At 71.3% G+C, this 20,221-nt stretch carries 19 protein-coding genes; 7 read left to right on the forward strand and 12 right to left on the reverse strand.

Translation table 11 applies throughout. The features are described from left to right. Positions 1-31: 31 nt before the first annotated feature. Positions 32-1,339, reverse strand: coding sequence for a hypothetical protein (locus ABZ826_RS15975; protein WP_361447527.1), 1,308 nt, complete (start codon positions 1,337-1,339; stop codon positions 32-34). Positions 1,340-1,480: 141 nt separating this feature from the next. On the opposite strand from ABZ826_RS15975, the gene ABZ826_RS15980 reads away from it, so the two are divergent. Next, the gene (locus tag ABZ826_RS15980; protein WP_361447529.1) at positions 1,481-2,488 is read left to right on the forward strand and encodes a small ribosomal subunit Rsm22 family protein; all 1,008 of its coding nucleotides are present in this window, start codon (positions 1,481-1,483) and stop codon (positions 2,486-2,488) included. Positions 2,489-2,542: 54 nt separating this feature from the next. Here ABZ826_RS15980 and ddaH read toward each other — a convergent pair whose 3' ends face one another. Next, the gene (gene ddaH / locus ABZ826_RS15985) at positions 2,543-3,358 is read right to left on the reverse strand and encodes a dimethylargininase (RefSeq protein ID WP_361447531.1); all 816 of its coding nucleotides are present in this window, start codon (positions 3,356-3,358) and stop codon (positions 2,543-2,545) included. Positions 3,359-3,555: 197 nt separating this feature from the next. Here ddaH and ABZ826_RS15990 point away from each other — a divergent pair, with 197 nt between their 5' ends. Together ABZ826_RS15990 and ABZ826_RS15995 are read left to right on the forward strand one after the other, a co-directional pair. Continuing rightward, complete coding sequence (locus tag ABZ826_RS15990) at positions 3,556-4,194, forward strand: TetR/AcrR family transcriptional regulator (protein ID WP_361447533.1); 639 nt, start codon at positions 3,556-3,558, stop codon at positions 4,192-4,194. Between the two features lie 122 nt (positions 4,195-4,316). After that, positions 4,317-5,063 carry a bifunctional DNA primase/polymerase gene (locus tag ABZ826_RS15995; RefSeq protein WP_361447535.1) on the forward strand — a complete coding sequence of 249 codons (747 nt, stop codon included), beginning with the start codon at positions 4,317-4,319 and terminating at the stop codon, positions 5,061-5,063. Between the two features lie 122 nt (positions 5,064-5,185). Here ABZ826_RS15995 and ABZ826_RS16000 read toward each other — a convergent pair whose 3' ends face one another. The 7 genes from ABZ826_RS16000 to ABZ826_RS16030 all read right to left on the reverse strand — a co-directional run bounded on the left by ABZ826_RS16000 (position 5,186) and on the right by ABZ826_RS16030 (position 12,681). Further along, positions 5,186-6,145, reverse strand: coding sequence for a hypothetical protein (locus tag ABZ826_RS16000; RefSeq protein WP_361447537.1), 960 nt, complete (start codon positions 6,143-6,145; stop codon positions 5,186-5,188). Further along, positions 6,051-7,034 (reverse strand): iron uptake transporter permease EfeU, encoded by a 984-nt coding sequence (gene efeU / locus ABZ826_RS16005; RefSeq protein ID WP_361447539.1) that lies wholly within the window; start codon positions 7,032-7,034, stop codon positions 6,051-6,053. The genes ABZ826_RS16000 and efeU overlap by 95 nt, the downstream gene beginning before the upstream one ends. Before the next feature lie 17 nt (positions 7,035-7,051). Next, positions 7,052-8,329, reverse strand: a complete 1,278-nt coding sequence (gene efeB, locus ABZ826_RS16010; RefSeq protein ID WP_361447541.1) for an iron uptake transporter deferrochelatase/peroxidase subunit — start codon at positions 8,327-8,329, stop codon at positions 7,052-7,054. Positions 8,330-8,348: 19 nt separating this feature from the next. Further along, positions 8,349-9,485, reverse strand: coding sequence for an iron uptake system protein EfeO (gene efeO, locus ABZ826_RS16015; protein WP_361447543.1), 1,137 nt, complete (start codon positions 9,483-9,485; stop codon positions 8,349-8,351). 156 nt (positions 9,486-9,641) lie between these two features. Further along, positions 9,642-10,514, reverse strand: a complete 873-nt coding sequence (locus ABZ826_RS16020) for a heme ABC transporter ATP-binding protein (RefSeq protein WP_361447545.1) — start codon at positions 10,512-10,514, stop codon at positions 9,642-9,644. Next, the gene (locus ABZ826_RS16025; RefSeq protein WP_361447547.1) at positions 10,511-11,611 is read right to left on the reverse strand and encodes an iron ABC transporter permease; all 1,101 of its coding nucleotides are present in this window, start codon (positions 11,609-11,611) and stop codon (positions 10,511-10,513) included. Before ABZ826_RS16025 ends, ABZ826_RS16020 begins: the two co-directional genes overlap by 4 nt. Then, a complete protein-coding gene (locus ABZ826_RS16030) occupies positions 11,608-12,681 on the reverse strand; it encodes an ABC transporter substrate-binding protein (RefSeq protein WP_361447549.1) in 1,074 nt (357 codons plus the stop codon). The genes ABZ826_RS16025 and ABZ826_RS16030 overlap by 4 nt, the downstream gene beginning before the upstream one ends. 133 nt (positions 12,682-12,814) lie before the next feature. Between ABZ826_RS16030 and ABZ826_RS16035 the strand changes: the two genes are divergently transcribed. The 3 genes from ABZ826_RS16035 (at position 12,815) to ABZ826_RS16045 (ending at position 16,672) form a co-directional block, all read left to right on the forward strand. Continuing rightward, on the forward strand, positions 12,815-14,212 hold the full coding sequence (locus tag ABZ826_RS16035; RefSeq protein ID WP_361447551.1) for an HtaA domain-containing protein: 1,398 nt from the start codon (positions 12,815-12,817) through the stop codon (positions 14,210-14,212). A gap of 84 nt (positions 14,213-14,296) precedes the next feature. Continuing rightward, the gene (locus ABZ826_RS16040; RefSeq protein ID WP_361447553.1) at positions 14,297-15,907 is read left to right on the forward strand and encodes an HtaA domain-containing protein; all 1,611 of its coding nucleotides are present in this window, start codon (positions 14,297-14,299) and stop codon (positions 15,905-15,907) included. A 78-nt stretch (positions 15,908-15,985) separates the two neighbouring features. Continuing rightward, the gene (locus ABZ826_RS16045; protein ID WP_361447555.1) at positions 15,986-16,672 is read left to right on the forward strand and encodes a PhzF family phenazine biosynthesis protein; all 687 of its coding nucleotides are present in this window, start codon (positions 15,986-15,988) and stop codon (positions 16,670-16,672) included. A gap of 49 nt (positions 16,673-16,721) precedes the next feature. On the opposite strand, the gene ABZ826_RS16050 is transcribed toward ABZ826_RS16045, so the two are convergent. Further along, positions 16,722-17,387, reverse strand: a complete 666-nt coding sequence (locus ABZ826_RS16050) for a biliverdin-producing heme oxygenase (RefSeq protein ID WP_361447557.1) — start codon at positions 17,385-17,387, stop codon at positions 16,722-16,724. Between the two features lie 264 nt (positions 17,388-17,651). After that, positions 17,652-18,509 carry a type I methionyl aminopeptidase gene (gene map, locus ABZ826_RS16055; RefSeq protein ID WP_361447559.1) on the reverse strand — a complete coding sequence of 286 codons (858 nt, stop codon included), beginning with the start codon at positions 18,507-18,509 and terminating at the stop codon, positions 17,652-17,654. 58 nt (positions 18,510-18,567) lie between these two features. On the opposite strand from map, the gene ABZ826_RS16060 reads away from it, so the two are divergent. Then, entirely contained in the window at positions 18,568-18,798 is a 231-nt protein-coding gene (locus tag ABZ826_RS16060) for a hypothetical protein (protein ID WP_361447561.1), read from the forward strand. 52 nt (positions 18,799-18,850) lie between these two features. Here the strand turns inward: ABZ826_RS16060 and ABZ826_RS16065 are convergent, their stop codons facing one another. Beyond that, on the reverse strand, positions 18,851-20,152 hold the full coding sequence (locus ABZ826_RS16065) for an MFS transporter (RefSeq protein WP_361447563.1): 1,302 nt from the start codon (positions 20,150-20,152) through the stop codon (positions 18,851-18,853). Positions 20,153-20,221: the final 69 nt, after the last annotated feature.

Genomic DNA, 20,221 nt, shown 5'->3' on the forward strand with positions numbered 1-20,221 from the left:
AGCGCGTTTCCGTACGGCCGGTGAACTCCTCTCAGTGGGCGCCCGGGTAGCCGATCAGATGCGGGCGGTCCTTCTCGTCCGTCCAGCGGAACAGGCCGACCCCGTCCGATGTCACCGCGCCCGGGACCAGTTGGTTCGAGGGCAGGGCGCCCGTCGTGCCGCTCCTGATCGCGACCGCGACGGGGGTGCCGCCGCCGGCCAGTACGTCCGCCGCGTTGCGGGCGTTCGCCGCGCCGTACGCGATGCCGTCGTCGTTCACCGACGCCAGCGTCAGCGGCTTCGTGCCGTCCGTCCCCTCGAAGCAGAAGCCCCGCTTCGTCAGCAGGTCGAAGGCGAGCGGCCCGGCCACCAGGAAGTTCCCCGAGGGGGCGGAGACGAGCTGCGGGTACTGGCCCGGCTTGATCGCGGGCTTGCTGCACTCCACCGAGGCGAGCGGCTTGCCCGTCTCCACGTCGTGCACCGTCCACAGGTCGTGGGTGGTGGCGCGCTTGGCCCCCTTCGCGAGCTGCCACTTCGCCAGCACCAGGCCCGGGATCACCGAGGTCGGGATGCCGCTGAGCCGGTCGGTGCCCTTGGGGGCGACATCGCGGCTGAACCAGCCGCCCTGCACCCAGAACTCCTTGGCCCCGCTGACCAGCAGGCCCTTCTCCGTCATGCCGAGCACCTCGGTGAGCTGCTTGCAGCTCGTGCAGCCCTTCGGGTACTTGAGCGCGGGGGCGGTGACCGTCGACACCCGGCCGGTCACCGGGTCGACGACCGCGCTGTTCGTCCGGCCGTCGCTGATGAGGATGCCGGGGCCGGTGGTGGAGACCGTCGGCACGGAGTTCCACGGCACCTCGACGCGTCGCCGGGAGCCGTCCTGCACGTCGTAGACATCCAGCGAGACGATCGTGTCGGCGGGGGTCAGCGCGTTCTCGCCGACCTTCCCGTACGCCCATGTCACGAAGTACTCGTGGTCGCCCACGGTGACCGGGACGAGCTTCGGGAAGTGCTGCGGGGACGGGGGCCGCCACGTCTCCCCGTGCCAGCCCGCCTCTCCGGTCTCCGAGTCGATCGTCCGCAGCTGGTACTTGCCGTCCGAGACCCGCGCCAGGTAGGCGAGAGCGCCCGTCGTCCGGGAGATCGCGTAGTCGGGTGAGGTGCCGATGAGCTCCCAGCCGCGCTCCGGCGCGAACACGGAGGGTACGGTGAGCCGCGTCACCGTGGATGCGCTCGTCCTGATCTGCTTCTTCGACTTGTCGGAGCTCTTCTCACCGCTGCCGCAGGTGGCCAGCAGAAGAAGCATGGCAAGCAGGAGAACTCCGCCGACCAGAACCAGGCGCACGATCTTCTGTTTCATGGTTTCCCTCGATGGGCGATCCCGACCTCGCGCCGGTCAGCGTAGCAACTGGCGCAGGGCCCGCGGCAGTTCGCAGGCATTGCGGTTCGCCATCGATGCCGGGCCGGAAGCGGGCGGGCGGCCTCCGCCTACAATTCGTCGGTGAACGCCACCCTCCCCACCGCGGAAGCCCTGCGCACGGCGCTGGCCGGACTGCTCGACGGGCTGCCGCCCAAGCAGGCCGCCCAGGCCGTCGACCGGCTCATCGCCAACTACCGCGGGACCACCCCCACCCACACCCCGGTGCTCCGCGACCGCTCCGACGTCGCCGCGTACGCCGCGTACCGGATGCCCGCGACCTTCGAAGCCGTACGGTCCGCCCTCGCCGCGCTCCAGGAGGCCGCCCCGGACTGGGCGCCCGCCACGCACACCGACATCGGCGGCGGTACCGGAGCGGCGAGCTGGGCCGTGGCGGGGGCCTGGGAGGGGCCGCGGACGACCGTTCTGGACTGGGCCGAGCCCGCACTCGCCCTCGGCCGTGAACTGGCCGCGCTCTCCGGCATTCCCGCCCTGCGCGCCGCCGAGTGGCGCCGGGCCCGGATCGGCGCGGGCCTCGACCTCGCCCCCACGGACCTGGTCACCATCTCCTACGTGCTCAAGGAACTGCCTGCGGACGTCCGCACCGGCCTCGTCGACACCGCGGCGGCCGTGGCACAGGCGGTCGTGGTCGTCGAGCCGGGCACCCCCGACGGCTACGCCCGGATCATCGAGGCCCGCGACCGGCTGATCGCCGCCGGGCTGAAGGTCGCCGCTCCGTGCCCGCACGACGACGCCTGCCCCATCGAGCCGGGCACGGACTGGTGCCACTTCTCGGCCCGGGTCAGCCGGTCCTCGCTGCACCGGCAGGTCAAGGGCGGCTCGCTGCCGTACGAGGACGAGAAGTTCAGCTACGTCGTGGCGACCCGTTTCGGGACGGAGCCCGTCCGGGCGCGGGTCACCCGCAAACCGCAGATCCGCAAGGGGCAGGTGCTGCTGGACCTGTGCACCCGTGACGAGGCGCTGCGGCGCGCCACGGTCACCAAGCGGCACGGCGAGCTGTACCGGGCCGCCCGGGACATCGCGTGGGGCGACGAGTGGCCGCCGCACGACGCGGGCCGCTCCGGCGACTGACGGCCGCCGGACGCCCGAACCGCTCCGGCGACTGACGGCCGCCCGAACCGCCGGCTACCCGCGCAGTTCCTGAGTGCAGCACTTCACGCTGCCGCCGCCCTTCAGCAACTCGCCCAGATCCATCGGCACGGGCTCGAAGCCGCGTGCCCGCAACGGATCGAAGAGCCCCGTGGCGGCCTGCGGCAGCAGTACGTGGAGTCCGTCGCTCACCGCGTTCAGGCCGAGCGCCGCCGCGTCCGCCTCCCCGGCGATCAGCGCGTCGGGGAAGAGCCGCGCCAGCACCGACCGGCTGCCCGGCGAGAAGGCGCCCGGGTAGTACATGATCTCGTCCCCCGCCTCGTCGAGCACGCACAGCGCCGTGTCCAGGTGGTAGTAGCGCGGGTCGACCAGATCGAGCCCGATCACCGGGCGGCCGAAGAACTCCTGCGCCTCGCCGTGCGAGAGCGGGCTGGACCGGAAGCCCCGACCGGCCAGGAGGTACGACGCGGTGACCGCGAAGTCGCCCTCGCCCTCGTTGACGTGGGCCGGTTCGTGGATCTCGGTGAAGCCGTCGGCCCGGAACCACTCACGATGGGCCTCCGCCTCCTCGAACCTCTCCCGGTAGGCGAACCGGGCACCCAGGACGCGGCCGTCGACGACGGTGGCGCCGTTGGCTGCGAAGACCATGTCGGGCAGCTCGGGCCGGGGCGTGAGCAGCTCCACGGTGTGCCCGAGGGTGCGGTATCGGTCGCGCAGGTCCTCCCACTGGGTCTGGGCCAGGGGGAGGTCCACGGGCTTGCTGGGGTCCATCCAGGGGTTGATGGAGTACGTCACCCTGAAGTGGGCCGGAGCGCACATCAGGTAACGGCGGGGTGTGGCTTCACGAGGCAATGACGGCTCCTCACGAACACGACAGGGGTGGCCTGCCGAGGGACTTCGCACGGGTGTGTGCGTGAGCCCATGGTCCGCTCTCCGGGGCCGGTTGTGCAGTGATCCGATCGGGTGGTTCCCGACGGTGATGCGACGATACGTATCGACTCGTGCCGCTGCCCGGCATGATCCGAGCGAGAGGCCCTAGATTGACCGGCATGGCAGAGAACAGGCCGCCCGACTCCAGCCGCCGCAGCGAGCGCTCGCGCCGCGCGATCCACGACGCGGCTCTCGGCCTGGTCGGTGAGGTCGGCTACCCCAGGACCACCATCGAGGCCATCGCCGCACGGGCCGGCGTCGGGAAGCAGACGATCTACCGGTGGTGGCCCTCCAAGGCGGCCGTCCTCCTGGACGCCTTCCTCGCCCTCGGCGACCGGGCCGCCGGGCGGAGCGGCGGGGGCGAGGCACAGGGAATTCCGGACACCGGTGATCTCGCGGCCGACCTCAGGGCCGTGCTGCGGGCCACCGTCGACGAGCTGACCGACCCCGCCTTCGAGGCGCCGACCAGGGCGCTGGCGGCCGAGGGGATCGTCGACCCGCGGCTCGGCGCCGAATTCGTCCAGAAGCTGCTCGACCCGTCGCTCCAGCTGTACGCCGCACGGCTGCGCGCCGCCCAGGAGGCGGGCCAGGTGCGCGCCGACGTCGACCCGCGGATCGCCCTGGAGCTCCTCGTCGGACCACTCACCCACCGCTGGTTGCTGCGGACTCTCCCGCTCACCCATGAGTACGTGGACACGATCGTCGACTACACCCTGCACGGGCTGACACGGCACTCAGACGCACCCGTCATTTCATGACAAGAAGTGTGATAGCGCCCAGCTCATCGCGCTTTCTGTCGTACCCCGCTTCGGGACTCCGGCCACCCGAGGCGCAGGATGGTGGGACGATGGACAGGGGCAACGCAAAGGTAAGGGGATAGATGGGCGCCGATTTCGGCCGTTATCGCGGCTCCGAGAGCAAATTTTCCCAATGGCTTCGCCGCCGACCCAAACCGCAGCAGCGCGAGGTCGACGACACCGCCCGGGAGGCGCTGCTCCTGGCCGTCGCCGAGGCCGGAATGCCGATCGCGCCCGCCGCCCATCCGGTCGGCTACCGATGTTCCTGTGAACGCATCGGCTGCCCCACTCCCGCCCGGCACCCCATCTCCTTCGCCTGGCAGACGCAGTCCACCACCGACCGGGCCCAGATCGAGCGCTGGGCACGCAGCCAGCGTCAGGCCAACTTCATCACGGCGACCGGCATGATCCACGACGTCCTCGACGTCCCGCTCTCCGCGGGCAGCCAGGCGCTGGAGCGGCTCCTCGCCGCGGGCATCGACGTCGGCCCCGTCGCCCGGTCCGGCGACGACCGGATGCTCTTCTTCACCGCCACCCGCGGTACCCCCGAGGACGAGGACGAGTGGTGGCCGTGCGAGCTGGACTGCCACCCCGAGACCATGGACGAGCATCCGGGACTGCGCTGGCACTGCCGCGGCAGCTACGTACTCCTGCCGCCGGCCAGGCTTCCCGCTGAGCTGGACGTGGGGTGGGTGCGGGGGCCGGAGAACCCGCTGCCCGATCCGCTGACACTGCTGGAGACGCTCACCGACGCGTGTGCGCAGTACGTGGACGCCGCGGACCAGGGCGATCTCGACCACGGCTCGGTGGCGTGGCCGATGAGCCGTTAGGGCCTCTCGCCCGGATCGCACCGGGCTCGCCGACCCGGCCTGATCCGAACGGAAGACCCTGGCCGGTCAGGTGGGACCGGTGCCGGACGGATCCTGGGCGACGGGGCGCGATTGCGCCCCGGTCACGAACCCTTCGCCGCAGTCAGGCCCGGCAGCCGGTTCAGCATGACCACCTTGCCGTCCTTCGCGCCCTTCTTCGGGACGTACACCAGCTGACTGGAGACCCGCTCCTTGGTGAGGGTGGAGCGCACCTCACCGGTCAGCAGCGCCTCCACATCCGCGTTGAGCGGCGGACGCAGCCCCTTCGCGGCGGTCTGCCGTTCGAAGTGCTTGCTGCTGAAGAAGACCAGCGCCCCGCCGTCGTCCGTCCGCAGGCCGAGCGGGGCGAACGTGCCGTTGTCCAGCGGCTGGTCGATGTACTGGTACGAGAAGCCCGCCCGCCGGGTGGTGCGGCGCGCCTCCCGCCAGCCCGAAGTGGCGGTACCGGGGGCGAAGACGTCCGGGGTGCCCTGCTGCAGGTACTCCGTGTACCGGGTGCTCAAATCCTCCGGTGCCACGGTCAGTTCGGGGCTGTCCGGGGCCACCGGTTCGGCGCGGCCTTCGTCGTCCTTCGAGAAGCCGGGCACCTGGGACGCCGGGACGACCGACAGATACGAGGTCTTCCAGCCCGCGCCGGGCCCGGACTTGACGAAGACGAGCAGCCAGCGGGTGTCCAGCTTCCCGGTGTCCTCGTCGCGGTTGGAGTCGGTGTCCGCGAGGAACCAGCGCGGCCAGCCGGCCTTCTTCGGGATGAGATACCTGGCGTCGGTCAGCTCCAACGGCGTGTGGTTCGCGTTGCCGTTCGGATTGTTCTTCTGCCGCGCCCTCAGCCCGGCCTGGTTGATCGCGCCGAGCGGGCCCGCGACCCGGTCCGCGTCCAGAGCCGGGTCGTAGGCCTTGTCCGCCGCGTTGTACGCGGAGGTGAAATCCTTCAGTGCCCGGGCGGCCTCAGACCTGGTTGCGGCCGGCACCACTTCCAGCTCGCCGTGCACCGTCACGCACCCGCTCGCCGTCAAGGACAGCACCGTCACCGTCGCGAGCACCGTCGCCGGCCGAATCGGCCTCAGGCTTCTCATCCGTTGCTTTCCGCGCCTTCTGATCCATCGCCCGCACCGAGAGGGCCTCTGACCGTCCGAACCCTACCGGGGCGAGGAACAGCGCGAGAGTAGGGATCAGATACAGCGCCCACACCGTGATCTGAAGAACGGTCGGGTCCGGCTGGAAGTTGAACGTGCCCTTCAGCAGCGTGCCGTACCAGCTGTCCGGCGGAATCGTGGCGCTGATGTCGAACGCCTGGTGGTGGATACCGCCCAGGAACTCGGCTTCCTGCAGGTCGTGGACGCCGTACGCGAGCACGCCCGCGGCGACGATCACCAGCATGCCGCCGGTCCAGGTGAAGAACTTCGACAGGTTGATCTTCAGCGCGCCGCGGTAGAACAGCCAGCCCAGCACGACGGCGGCCGCGATACCGAGGAACGCGCCGATCATCGGGTGCCAGCCGTCGTCCGCCGCGTGCACCGCGCGCCACACGAACAGCGAGGTCTCCAGGCCCTCCCGGCCCACCGCGAGGAGCGCCGTGGCGACCAGCGCGCCGGTGCCCATCGCGAGCGCCGCGTCGAGCTTGCCGTGCAGTTCCGTCTTCAGATGCCGCGCGGTGCGCCGCATCCAGAAGACCATCCAGGTGACCAGACCGACCGAGACGATCGACAGCGATCCGCCGAGCGCCTCCTGGGCCTTGAACGTCATCTCCTGCGAACCGAATTCGAGACCGGCGCCGAACGCCAGGCTGACGACGATCGCGATACCGACACCGATCCAGATCGGCACCAGCTTGTTCTTGTTGCCGGTCTTCACCAGATAGGCGATGAGGATGCAGACGACCAGGCTGGCCTCAAGGCCTTCGCGCAGGCCGATCAGGAAATTGCTGAACACGTCTCGGTTCTCCTTTTCTACGAGAACAGCGCCCGGCCCCACCAGTCGTCCTTGTCGCGGACGCCCGGCGGGACGGCGAAGTGCGCCGAACCCACGTGCTGGATGTACTCGTTGAGTGCGTCGTTCGCCGCGAGGCGCCGCTGCAGCGGGATGAACGCCTTGCGGGAATCGCGCTGGTAGGCGATGAAGAACAGCCCGGCGTCGAGCCGTCCGAGGCCGTCCGTGCCGTCGGTGAAGGAGTACCCGCGGCGCAGGATCGTCGCACCGTCGTTGCTGTCCGGGTGCGCGAGCCGCACATGCGCGGTCGGCAGCATCGCCTTCAGGAACGGCTCGTCGTGCTCCTTGGACCTGCCGACCGCGGCGCCCTCGCCCTTGTCGCGGCCGAAGACGTCCTCCTGCTCCTGGAGCGATGTGCGGTCCCAGGTCTCGATGTGCATCCGGATGCGCCGGGCCACCAGGTACGAACCCCCGGTCATCCAGCCCGCCTTGTCCTTCTCGCCCACCCACACGTGCTTGTCCAGGGCGGCGGTGTCGGTTCCGGAGATGTTCCGGGTGCCGTCCTTGAAGCCGAACATGTTGCGCGGGGTCTGTGCGTCGGGCGTCGTCGAGGACGTCTTGCCGAAGCCGAGCTGGGACCAGCGGATCGCGGTGCGGCCCATGCCGATCCTGGCGAGGTTGCGGATGGCGTGCACCGCGACCTGCGGGTCGTCCGCGCACGCCTGGACGCAGAGGTCGCCGCCGCTGCGGGCCGCGTCGAGATTGTCGCCGGGGAACTTCGGCAGATCGACGAGTGCCTCGGGGCGCTTGTCCTCCAGGCCGAACCGGCCCTTGGCGAAGAGCGAGGGGCCGAAGCCGATGGTGAGCGTGAGCCGGGACGGCTTGAGCCCCAGCGCCTCGCCCGTGTCGTCCGGCGGGGCCTCGGCGAGACCACCGTAGGCACCGTCGCCGACCGCGTGACCGGCCGTCATCCGCTCGGCCGCCCGGGTCCACTCCTTGAGCAGCGAGATCAGCTCGGCGCGGTCCTTCGTCGTCACGTCGAACGCGGCGAAGTGCAGCCTGTCCTGTACGGCGGTGGCGATACCGGCCTGATGCGCGCCGTGGAACGCGACGGCCGCACCGCTGTCCGCGGTCGGCACCGCGTCGCTCCCCGGCCGCACCGCGGCGACCGCGCCACCCGCCACGGCGGCGCCCAGCGCCAGTCCGGCGCCGCCCCAGCCCAGCAGCGCCCGACGGGACGGGGCACGGCCACCGGTCCCGGCGTCGTCCACGGTGGTGTTCTGCGTGTCCTCGGACATCCCGATCCCTCCCGGCCCGTTACTTCGTCACCGCGGCGGCGAGCCGGGACAGCGGCTCGGCCAGCGCGTTGACCGCGTCCGACAGCTCCTTGCGGTCGGCCTTGCCGACCTTCTCGTACGAGACGAACTCGTAGGAGCTCTTGTCCTTGCGGTACTTGTCCAGCAACGTGTTCAGCGCCGCGAACTGCTTGTCCAGGCTCGCCGTCAGCGTCGGGTCGTTCTTCGAGGCGATCGGCTTCAGCAGCTCGTAGGACTTCTGCGCACCCTCGACGTTGCCCTTGAAGTCGATCAGGTCGGTGTGGCTGTAGCGCTCCTCCTCACCGGTGACCTTGCCGGTGGCGACCTCGTCGAGGAGCTCCTTGGCGCCGTTGGCCATCGAGGTCGGGGTGATGTCCGCCGTGCCGACCCGCTTCTGCCAGTCGAGCAGGTCCTTGTAGAGGACCGGTGCCAGGGCCTTCTCCTCGGCGCCCAGCTTCTTCTCCTGCCACAGCGCCTTCTCCAGACGGTGCCAGCCGGTCCACTTCTGGCCGTCCTCCAGGCCGTCCTCGCGGAGGTCGACCTTCGGGTCGATGTCGCCGAAGGACTCGGCGACCGGCTCGGTGCGTTCCCAGCCGAGCCGGGAGTCGGCGTAGATCTTCTTGGCGGCCTCGATGTCGCCGGCGGCCACGGCGTCCGTGAACTTCTTGGCCTTGGGCAGCGTCTCGTCGGCCTGGGCCTGGACGTAAGTGCGGTACTCCGCGACCGCCTTGTCCATCTCGGGGCTGCGCTTGGCGGAGGTGCCGCCGGCGACCTCGATCTGCTGCCGGATGCCCTTGCCCTTCATGCCGGGCTTGCAGACGACGTCGTACGAACCGGCCTTCACCTCGGCGGTGATGGTGGCCTTGGTGCCGGGGCCGATGTTCTCGCGCTCGGCGGCGATGCGGTCGTCCGGGAAGAGGACGTAGACCTCGGTGACCTTCGAGCCCTTGTTCTGTACGGCCAGTTCGACGTGACCGGCCGGAAGCTTCTTCTTCGACAGCTCGCAGGCGTCGTCCTTCGCGACGACCTGCAGGGCGTTGTCTCCCTTTCCGTCGCTCTTCTGCGCGCAGCCCGTGACGGCGGTCAGGGCTGCCACCGTCGCGGCAGCGGTGACGACGGAGAAACGAACGGCTCGCATACGGGCTCCACAGAGGATGAAGGAGAAGCGGGAGAAGGTCGGACAAAGACAGGTGAGGCAGACCTAACTTAACCGAGGCTTACCTGACCCGTACCCGCCTGTGCAGTGATTCAGCTCTCATCCCGGCGGTGCGGGAGCGGGGAGATCACGATCGCCTCACGGAAGGCTCATGGAAAGGTCAAGCGACGGTCGGGTGTCTCGTGTCGGTACCACGAGGGGTGCCCCGGTGCGCGGATGCGGGAAGACCTCGACCGGCTGCCGGTAGACCTCGCCGAGCAGTTCACCCGTGAACACCTCGGCGGGCGGGCCCGCCACCGCTATCCGCCCGTCGCGCAGCACGGCGGCCCGGTCCGCGTACGCCGCGGCCAGCCCCAGATCGTGCAGCACGACGACGACCGCGATCCCGGCGGCGGCCCGCTCCCGGCAGATCCGCAGCACCAGCTCCTGGTGGCGCAGATCGAGCGCGGCGGTCGGCTCGTCGAGCAGCAGCAGCGGGGCGCGCTGTGCCAGCACCCTGGCCAGCGCGACCCGGGCCCGCTCGCCACCGGACAGCGCGGAGAAGGGGCGTTCGGCGAACTCGGTCACCTCGGTGGCGGCCATCGCTGCGGCGATGGCCGGATCGTCCTCGTCCGCCCGCTCCGTCCCGGCCCAAGGTGCCCGCCCCATCCGCACGACGTCCGCCACCGGGAACGGGAACGACAGCGCGGCGGACTGCGGCAGCACCGCCCGGCGCAGGGCCAGTTCGGCGGCGGACCAGTCGGCGACCGGGCGCCCGTCGATCCGTACTCCGCCGCTCTCGGCGGGAAGATCGGCGGCCAGCGCCGCCAACAGGGTCGATTTCCCCGCCCCGTTGGGCCCGACGAGCGCCAGCACCTCGCCCGCGTACGCGGTCAGGTCGATGGAGTCGAGCACCGGCCGCCGGCCCAGCCGCACCCGCAGCCCGCGCGCCTCGGCGACGGGGGAGCCGGGCGGAACGGGAGCGGGCAGCAGCCGGCCCCGTCCCCGGAACGGATTCCTCGGCGTCCTCATGCCCAACCACCTTGCCTGCGACGGGTCCTGCGCAGCAGCCAGAAGAAGAACGGGCTGCCGAAGAGCGCGGTCAGCACGCCGAGCGGCAGCTCGGCGGGGGCGGCGACGGTGCGGGCCGCGAGATCGCCCGCCACCAGCACCAGGGCACCGCCGAGCGCGCTGCCGGGGACGAGGAAGCGGTGCCCGGGACCGTTGGCCATCCGCAGCAGATGAGGGACCAGCAGCCCCACGAACGAGATGATCCCGGCGACCGCCACCGCGGCGGCGGTCAGCAGTGCCACCACGAGGACGAGTGTGATCCGCGACCGTTCGACGTCGACCCCCAGATGCCGGGCGGGCCGCTCGCCGAGCGCGAGGAGGTCCAGCTTCCGGGAGTGGAACGGCGCCACGAGCAGCCCGAGCGCCGCGCAGGGCAGCACGGCGAGCACCTTGGGCCAGGTCGCCTGCGCCAGCGAGCCCAGCTGCCAGAAGGTGATCTGCGAGATCTGCGCGTTGTCGGCGAAGAAGACGAACAGCCCGATCAGCGCTCCCGCGAAGGCGTTGACCGAGATCCCGGTGAGGATCAGCGTCACGACCTCCGCCCGGCCGCCCGACCGCGACAGCGCGTACACCAGCAGCACCGTCGCGAGCCCGGCGACGAACGCGCAGACGGTGATGGTCCAGTTGCCGAGGAAGTTCAGCCCGAGCGAGATCGAGGCGACGGCACCGACCGCCGCGCCGGAGGAGATCCCGATCACCCCGGGCTCGGCGAGCGGATTGCCGAACACGCCCTGCATCAGGGCGCCCGCGCAGCCCAGCGACGCCCCGACGAGCAGCGCGAGGACGACCCTCGGCAGCCGTACGTTCCACAGCACGCTCTCCCCGACCCGGTCGAGCGCGGCGCCGCCGAGGCCGAGCCGGTGCTGGACGGAGGCGAGGACATCGCCGAGCGGGATGCGGTACGCGCCGAGTCCGGCGGAGAGCAGGCAGCACACCACGAGGGCGGCGAGCAGCCCCGCGGTCAGGACGAGGCCGGTGGAGCGCCGGGGGCCGGGCGTCCGGGGTTCCGGGGCCGTGGTGGTGGCCGGCGGGGTGCGTTCGTCGCAGGAGGTGGTCACTTGTCCGCCCCGCCCTTCGGATGGAGCCGGGCGACCAGTTCGCTCAGCACCCGGTCCGTGCGCGGCCCGTAGTTCAGCAGCACGCCGTCATCGATGGAGATGATCCGCCGGTCCATCCCGGCCGGGGTCTCGGCGACGCCCGGGATCTTCAGCAGACCGTCGACGCCGCCCACCGAGTCGAGTCCCCTGCTCATCACCAGGATGGCGTCGGGCGCGGCGTTGGCCAGGGCCTCGCTGGTGATGGCGGTGAAGTCCTTCTTCAGCCCGGACGCCTTGCCCGCGTCGACGGCCCCCGCCGCCTCGATGAGCGAACTCGCGCCGGAGTCCCGGCCGCCCAGCAGATGGACGGAGGCCGAGCCGCGCAGATAGAGGAAGGCGACCCGGGGCTTCTCGCGCCCGTCGGCCGGGGCGGGCACGGACTTCTCTACGGCCTCGATGCGGGACCGGGTGCGCGCGTCGAGTTCGGCGCCTGAGTCCGGCACGCCCAGGGCCGCCGCCACGGTGTCGATCCGGCGGCCGACGTCGTCGAGTTCCTTGGCGGGTTCGACGACGACGAGCGGGATACCCGCGTCGCGGATCTGGTCGATGGCCTCCGAAGGGCCGGTCGTGGTCTCCGCCAGGACGACCGTCGGTCTCAGCGAGAGCACGCTCTCAGCCGAGACGTCATGGGCCCGGGTCACCACCGGGAGCTTCGCGGCCTGTTCGAAGGTGGCGGTGATGTCACGGGCCACGACCCGCTTGCCGAGGCCGAGCGTGAAGACGATCTCGCTCAGGCCACCGGTCAGCGGAACGATGCGGTCGGTCGAGGCGACGGTCACCTCGATGCCGTCCGCCGACTTCACCGTGACGGGCAGTTGCGGCTCAGGCGCGGTGGCGAGGGGCTCGACCCGGTCGGCGGCGGCCCCGGCAGTGGGTGCCTTCGTCTCCGTACCGCCGCCGCAGCCCGTCAGGACGAGGGCCAGGGCGAGGGCGGCCGTCAGGGCGTCGAGCGGTCCACGGCTCCCGGACCGCCCGCGCCCCGGCCGTCGGCCGCCCTGGCCCGGTGGGGCGAAGTCCTGCGAGAAGCGCACTGGGGCACCGTCCTGTCGTCATGCGTGGGCAGTTGGTCATTGTTCGCGAGTGATGTGGTGGAAGGGGTACCTCCACGAGACGCGCATAGCTTAGGTTAGCCTTACCTCAGTTTCCAGATTTCGGAGGGGTTCCATGCTGCCGTCCAGACCTGCCCGAGCACTCGCCGTCACGCTCCTGACGGCGGTGCTGGGAGTCCTGCTCCCGGCCACCGCCGCGCAAGCGGCGAGTCGCACGGTGCAGGGCGGCAGGCTGGACTGGGGCATCAAGTCCTCCTTCCAGAGCTACGTCACCGGCCCCGTCGCAAATGGCAGTTGGAGCCTGACCGGTGGTGCCGCCACGGTCGGCGGCAGCCAGTTCCGCTTCCATTCCGCCACCGGTTCCTACGACCCGGCGACCGGCGCCTTCAGCTCCGCCTTCTCGGGCGGGGTCCGATTCCTCGGTCACAAGAAGTCCACCGGGGGCCATGAGCTGGACCTGACCATCAGCCGCCCCACGGTCCGCATTTCGGGCGGCAGCGGCACCGTCCACGCGGACATGGTCAGCAAGGACCGGGGGAGCGGTCGCGTCACCTCGGCCGCCCAGGTGCCGCTGGCGAGACTCGGTCTGTCCGGGATCGACATGAAGGGCGGTTCCACCCCCATCGCCCTCAACAACATCCCGGCGACGCTGACTTCACAAGGCGCGAAGGCGTTCGCCGGCTACTACACGGCCGGCACGCCGCTCGACCCGATCAGCCTCTCCGTGGACACCTCCGCCCCCGCCGGGCAGCCGTCCGCGGCCAAGTCCCCCGAAAAGCCGAAGGATTCGAAGAAGAGGGAGAAGGCGCACCAGGCGGCGGGCCGCTTCGAGGACGCCGCCGTCGACTGGGGCGTGCGCCGGACCTTCCGCGAGTACGTCACGGGCTCCGTAGGCAAGGGGAGGTGGACCCTCGCCGAGGGTGCCGAGGACGGCGGGGCGCTCTTCCGCTTCCCACGCGGCAAGGGCACGTACGACCCGGCGGGGCGGAGCCTGGACGCGGGCTTCGCGGGCAGCGTCCGCTTCACCGGCGCCGATGGGCTCGATCTGAAGCTCTCCGCGGTCGCGGTCCGGGTGAAGGCGGGCCGGGGCACGCTCTCGGCCGACGTCCAGAGCGGCGGCGACCGGCGAAAGGCCGTCCCGCTCGTCACCTTCGCCGCGAAGGGCTTCACGCCGAAGAACGGGCTCGCCGTCCTCACCGAGGCCCCCGCGACCCTCACCGCCGACGGTGCGCAGGCGTTCGGCTCGCTCTACCGGGCCGGCACCGCGATGGACCCGGTCTCGCTGGCCGTCGCCGTCGACACCCGGGCCGAACTCCCCGCCCTGCCCGACCTGGGCAGCGCGCCCGACCCGTCCGGCCCGCCGGCGGAGAAGACCACGACCACCGCCGCATCGGCGTCCGACGCCGACCCCGGTCCCGGTTCCCGGACCGGGCTGTACCTCGGCATCGGCGGTGCGGGCGTACTCACCGCGGCGGCTGCCGCGCTGTACCTCGCCCGACGCCGCAACAACTGAGGGCTGGCCCGTAATCCGTGGCGGGCGAAAGACCCTGGCCCCCCTCCCACCCCCGCTTCCCATCCTCTGAGGAGACCACCGACCATGGCAACAAACCGCCGTCCCAGAGCTCTCGCCGCCGCCGTCGCCACGGCAGCCGCCCTCGGCGCGGCCGCGTTCGCCCTTCCGGCGTTCGCCGCCGACAGCACCGCCTTTGACGGGGCGGCTGCCACGGCGCCGAAGCTGGAGCTGAAGGACGGCACGCTGGAATGGGGCGTCAAGGAGTCCTTCCGCAAGTACCTCGCCTCGCCGTTCTCCGGCGGGAGGATCACCGCCGAGAACGGTGCCACCCAGGCACCCGACAACGGAGTGTTCACCTTCGCCGACGGCAAGGGCACCTACGACACGGCCACGCACGCCACCGACACCGCCTTCGGGGGCGGCGTCAACTTCTACGCCCACGGGGGCGTTCTCGACATCACGCTCTCCGACGTGAAGCTCGCCACGACCCGTACCGGCGGCACGATCACCGTCGACGTCACGACCCCGCAGGGCACCCGCGACGACGTGGCGTTCGCCGCCCTCGACCTCTCGGCGGTGAAGCCGGGCCGGGGTGCGGGCGGCGCGATGGTCTTCGAGGACATCCCGGCGACGCTGACGAAGGCGGGCTCCGAGGCATTCAACGGCCAGTACAAGGAGGGCGACGCGCTCGACCCGGCCACGCTCTCGGTGAAGGCGGTCACGGCCCCGACCGGGAAGCCCACGCAGGAGCCGACCACCGAGCCGACCGGGAAGCCGACGCCCGAACCCACCGGGAAGCCCACCACGGAGCCGACCGCGGAGCCGACCACCGGGCCGAGCGGGAAGCCCACCTCGTCCGCGCCCCCGTCCCCCTCCGCCCCGGCCACCGACGAGCCGGCCGCCGCCGACCCGGGCGCGATCGTCGACGGCACCCTGGACTGGGGCGTGAAGAAGTCCTTCCGCAGCTACGTCACGGGCCCGATCGCCCACGGCAGAATCGAGACGACGGGAGGTGCCACCGTGTCCGGCGACGGCTACCGGTTCCCCGACGCCACCGGCCACTTCGACGCCGCGAAGCAGACCCTGAACGCCGGGTTCGACGGCAGGGTCCGCTTCCTGGGCCACGAGGAGAACGGCGCGTACACCCTGGACCTCTCCCTGACCGACGTGGAGATCCAGGTGAACGGGACGAAGGGCACGCTGATCGCGGACGTCACCACCAAGGACCGAGAGACGAAGAAGGTCTCCACCTACACCGGTCTCGCGATCGCCGACCTGAAGCTGCCCAAGGGCGAACTCGCCGCGAAGGACGGCGTGGTGACCCTCTCGGCGGTACCGGCGACCCTCAGTGCCGACGGCACCAAGGCCTTCGGGGGCATGTACCGGGCGGGCGAGCAGCTCGACGCGCTGACCGTCGCGGTCGCCCTCGACAAGGACGCCGAACTCCCCAGCGGTACGGGCGGCACGGGTTCCGCCGGTTCCACCGGCCTGGCGGGAGGCTCCACGACCGCCGGTGGCGGCAGCGTGGGCGGCAACTCGGTCGGTGGTTCGGTGGGCGGTTCGGTCGGCGGCCCGGGTTCCCTCGCCGCCACCGGCTCCGACCTCCCGGCCGGCGCCCTGTTCGCCGCCTCGGGCGTGGTCGTGGTGGCCGGCGCCGGAGTCGTGATCGCGGCCCGCCGCCGTCGTACCGCCTGACCCGTCCGCGTCCCATGACGGCACCGCCCGGCTGGACCGGCCGAACGGCCGCCACCCGGGCGGTGCTTGAATGCTGACGTGAGCGACAGCGACTTCGACGTACCCGCGGGCATCGACGTACTACGCGTGTTCTGCGGCCCCGACGGCCGGCACGGCAACGCCCTCGGTGTGGTGCGCGACGGCAGCGCCTACCCGGACCGGGCGTCCCGGCAGGCGCTGGCAGGCCGGCTCGGCTTCAGCGAGACCGTGTTCGTCGACGACCCCGAGCGCGGACACGTCGACATCTACACCCCGGGTCTCCGCCTCCCGTTCGCCGGGCATCCGCTCGTCGGCACGGCCTGGCTGCTCGACCTGGAGATCCTGGAACTTCCGGTCGGGGAGGTCTTCGCCCGTCAGGACGGCGAGTTCAGCTGGATCACCGCCCGCCCCGAGTGGGCACCCCCGCGCACGCTGGAGCGGTACGGGTCCGCCGCCGACGTCGAGGCGCTGACCGGGCCGCCGCCGGGGGAGGGCTGGCTGTACGTATGGGCCTGGGAGGACGAGGCGGCCGGCCGGGTCAGGGCGCGGGCGTTCCCCCGGCGCGACGACAACATCGTGGAGGACGAGGCGACGGGCGCGGCGGCCCTGCTGCTCAGCGCGGAGCTGGGGCGCGCCCTCAACATCACGCAAGGACGCGGCTCCCAGATCCTCACCGCCCCCACGCCCGACGGCACGGTGGAGGTCGGGGGCCGCGTGACACTCGCCGCCGTCCGCGCCCGACGCTGAACCGGGGCGACCGGCGAACGCCGGTCACCCCGCCACGCCGGGCAAGGCCCTACGCGCTGAGCGGGAACACCTCGCCGAGCTCCCGGAACACGGCCGTGTTCAGCGCGAAGGCCCGCTTGCACTCGTCGACGATGCGCTGCTTCTCCAGGTCGTCCGCGTTCACCGCGTCCAGCAGCTCGCGGTAGTCCCGCTTGAACGAGGCGGGGTTGGCGATCTCCTCGAAGACATAGAACCGGACCCCGTCGCCCTTGCGAGCGAACCCCCAGGTCCTCTCCGCCTTGTCACGGATGATCTGACCGCCCGAGAGGTCGCCGAGATACCGGGTGTAGTGGTGCGCGACGTAACCGGCGGGCCAGGTCCGGGCGCACTCCGCGACCCGGGCGGCGTACGCGGCCGTGGCGGGCAGTGGCTCCAGGCCCTCGCGCCAGCCGGCACCCCGCAGATGGGCCAGATCGCGCTCCAGCTCGGCGGTGCGCATCAGCTCGGGCCGTATGAACGGACCGGCGACCGGGTCGCTCCGCAATGCCTGGGCGCCCTCCTCCAGCGCCCGGTACACGAACCACAGCTGCTCGGTGTAGCGCGTGTACGCGTCCACTCCGAGCCGCCCGCCGAGCAGGTCGCTCATGAAGGTCGAGGTCTCCGCCTCGGTGTGCTGCTCGTGCGAGGCGGTGCGGATGAGTGTCGAGAAGGGCGTGGGGGCGGCGGTTGCGTTCAAGGCGGGCCTCCGGGGGCCGAGGGGGACGGGAAGTCCGGGAAGAGACGGAAACATCGGCAGCGACCGCGGGGGGCGGTGGCTGTCGACATTCCCGATCTTCTTACTTAGGCTTACCTAAGTCAACAGCTTCCCGACAGCCTGTCGGTAAAAACGATACGCCTGGTTCAACCGCCGCGCCGGGTTCGCGCGGACAGTGGGAGCAACGGGAACACGAGAAAGCGGCCGCCCGGGGGCGACCGCTTCGGGAAAGAACTGTCCGTGTGGTTACGGGAGCGTCAGGATCTCGGCGCCCGTCTCCGTGACCACCAGCGTGTGCTCGAACTGGGCCGTACGCCTGCGGTCCTTCGTCACCACGGTCCAGCCGTCGTCCCACATGTCGTAGTCATGGCTGCCCAGCGTCAGCATCGGCTCGATGGTGAACGTCATGCCGGGCCGCATCAAGGTGGTCGCGTGCGGGCTGTCGTAGTGCGGGATGATCAGACCGGAGTGGAACGAGGAATTGATCCCGTGCCCGGTGAAGTCCCGCACCACCCCGTACCCGAAGCGCTTCGCGTACGACTCGATGACCCGCCCGATCACATTGACCTGGCGCCCCGGCCGGACCGCCTTGACGGCGCGGTTCAGCGCCTCCTCGGTGCGCTCCACGAGCAGCCGGGACTCCTCGTCCACGTCGCCGCAGAGGTACGTGGCGTTGTTGTCGCCGTGCACCCCGTTGATGTAGGCCGTGACGTCGAGATTCACGATGTCGCCGTCGCGCAGCACCGTGGAGTCCGGGATGCCGTGACAGATCACCTCGTTGAGCGAGGTGCAGAGCGACTTGGGGAATCCCCGGTAGCCGAGCGTCGACGGGTAGGCGCCGTGGTCGCACATGAACTCGTGGGCGACCCGGTCGAGTTCGTCCGTCGTGACGCCCGGGGCGATGTGCTTCGCGGCCTCCGCCATCGCCTGCGCGGCGATCCGCCCCGCGACGCGCATGCGCTCGACGGTGTCGGCGTCCTGCACCTCCGGACCGGTGTACGGGGTGGGGCCCGGCTTGCCCACGTACTCGGGGCGCCGGATGTTTCCGGGTACGGAACGGATGGGAGTGATCTCCCCGGGTACGAGCAGCGACTGGCCAGACATGTCAGCGAGTCTAACCAGGGCGCTTGGGGCAGCATGACCCCGAGGGAAGGAGCCGATGATGGCCCTGTTCAAGAAGCGCACGGCCGGCAAGCCGGGCGAGTGGTACTACTGCCTGCAGCATCAGAAGGTCGAGGAGGGCCCCGAGTGCCCGGCCAAGGACCGTTTCGGGCCGTACGCCACCCCCGAGGAGGCGCGCCACGCGATGGAGACGGCGCAGGAGCGGAATCTGGAGTGGGAGACGGACCCCAAGTGGCACGACCGGGGCACGCCGCCTGATGCGGAGGCCTGACCGGGGCCGGGACCGGGACGCCGGGACCGGGGGCGCCCCCGGTCCCCGTTCCTCAGACGCCGGACGGGCTCGACTCCCTGGCCGCGCGCCTGCGCACCGCGTCCTCGTCCGTCTCGGAGTCGTACGTCAGCAGCTTCGGCAGCGTCGCGGTCAGCAGCGCGACCGAGGCGACGCACGCCACGCCCCCGCCCCAGATCGCGGAGCGGGTCCCCGTCCACCCCGCCATCGCACCGGCCCGCACCTGGCCCAGTTGCGGGCCGACGCTGTACGAGAGCACCTCGATGCCCGCCAGCCGGCCCCGCAGCTCCTCCGGGATGGTCTGGTTCCAGATCGTGGAACGGCCGAGACCGCTGAGCATGTCGCCCGCGCCCGCCACGGCCAGACAGAGCAGCACCAGCCACACGTCGCTGAACCACCCGGCCGCCGCGATCGCCAGCCCCCAGGCCGCCGCCCCGAACACCACGAAGAGCCCGTGCCGCCGTACCCGCGACGTCCAGCCGCTGGTCAGGCCCAGGACCAGGGAACCGACCGACCCCGCCGCGTACATCAGGCCCAGTGACCACTCGGCGTCCAGCTCGTCGGCGAGGAACGGGAAGATCGTGTTCGGGAAGGCGAAGAACATCGCCGCCAGATCGACCGCGTAGGTCCCCAGCAGCACCGGCCGGTTCCAGGCGTACCTCGCCCCCTCCGCTATGCCGCGCAGCGAGGGCTTCGCGCTGTCCGGGGAGGGCGGCGCGGGTGCCAGCCGCAGGCACAGCAGCACGGAGACGGTGAACGTGGCCACCGTGACCGTGTAGGCCGTGGCGTGCCCGGCGTAGGCCACCACCAGTCCGGCCACCGCGGGACCGGTGATCGCGCCGAACTGCCAGCGCAACGAGTTCAGCGCGGCGGCCGCGGTCAGCTGGTGGTGCGGCACGATCCGGGCCATCAGGGAGTCCAGCGCGGGCCGCTGGAGCCCGGCGAGCGCGGAGACCCCGCCCGCGACCAGATAGAGCGGCCAGAGCAGGGGGTCGGGCAGCGCGGCGTTCACCAGGAGTACGAGGGCGAGCAGCCCCAGCCCCGCCTCGGTGCCCAGGATCACCTTGCGGCGGTCCACGGCGTCCGCGAGCGCCCCTCCGTACAGACCGAAGACGACCAGCGGCACCAGCTCGACCGCGCCCATCGCGCCGACGGCCAGCGGTGAACCCGTCAGCTCCTTGATCTGGAGCGGCAGCGCGATCAACGCCATGAAGCTGCCGAAGTAGGTCACCAGCCCCTGGATCCACAGCAGCCGGAAGTCGGCCGAGGAGCGCAGTGGCGAGAGGTCGGGCAGCAGCGCGCGCAGCCGGGTGGCCGGGGAGGGAGCTGAGGTCACGAGAGGCCATGCTCCGGCGCCGCCGGTGCGCGCTGCAACAGATTATCGCGGCAGCCGTGGAACCCAGGG

The organism is Streptomyces sp. NPDC047515, from assembly GCF_040643055.1.
Lineage (GTDB): Bacteria > Actinomycetota > Actinomycetes > Streptomycetales > Streptomycetaceae > Streptomyces.

Bases quoted from the DNA above. Each gene is read 5' to 3' on its own strand.
- ABZ826_RS15975 (WP_361447527.1), bottom strand. From the start codon at position 1,339: ATGAAACAGAAGATCGTGCGCCTGGTTCTGGTCGGCGGAGTTCTCCTG.
- ABZ826_RS15990 (WP_361447533.1), top strand. From the start codon at position 3,556: ATGGCAGAGAACAGGCCGCCCGACTCCAGCCGCCGCAGCGAGCGCTCG.
- ABZ826_RS15995 (WP_361447535.1), top strand. From the start codon at position 4,317: ATGGGCGCCGATTTCGGCCGTTATCGCGGCTCCGAGAGCAAATTTTCC.
- efeB (WP_361447541.1), bottom strand. From the start codon at position 8,329: ATGTCCGAGGACACGCAGAACACCACCGTGGACGACGCCGGGACCGGT.
- efeO (WP_361447543.1), bottom strand. From the start codon at position 9,485: ATGCGAGCCGTTCGTTTCTCCGTCGTCACCGCTGCCGCGACGGTGGCA.
- ABZ826_RS16020 (WP_361447545.1), bottom strand. From the start codon at position 10,514: ATGAGGACGCCGAGGAATCCGTTCCGGGGACGGGGCCGGCTGCTGCCC.
- ABZ826_RS16035 (WP_361447551.1), top strand. From the start codon at position 12,815: ATGCTGCCGTCCAGACCTGCCCGAGCACTCGCCGTCACGCTCCTGACG.
- ABZ826_RS16040 (WP_361447553.1), top strand. From the start codon at position 14,297: ATGGCAACAAACCGCCGTCCCAGAGCTCTCGCCGCCGCCGTCGCCACG.
- map (WP_361447559.1), bottom strand. From the start codon at position 18,509: ATGTCTGGCCAGTCGCTGCTCGTACCCGGGGAGATCACTCCCATCCGT.
- ABZ826_RS16060 (WP_361447561.1), top strand. From the start codon at position 18,568: ATGGCCCTGTTCAAGAAGCGCACGGCCGGCAAGCCGGGCGAGTGGTAC.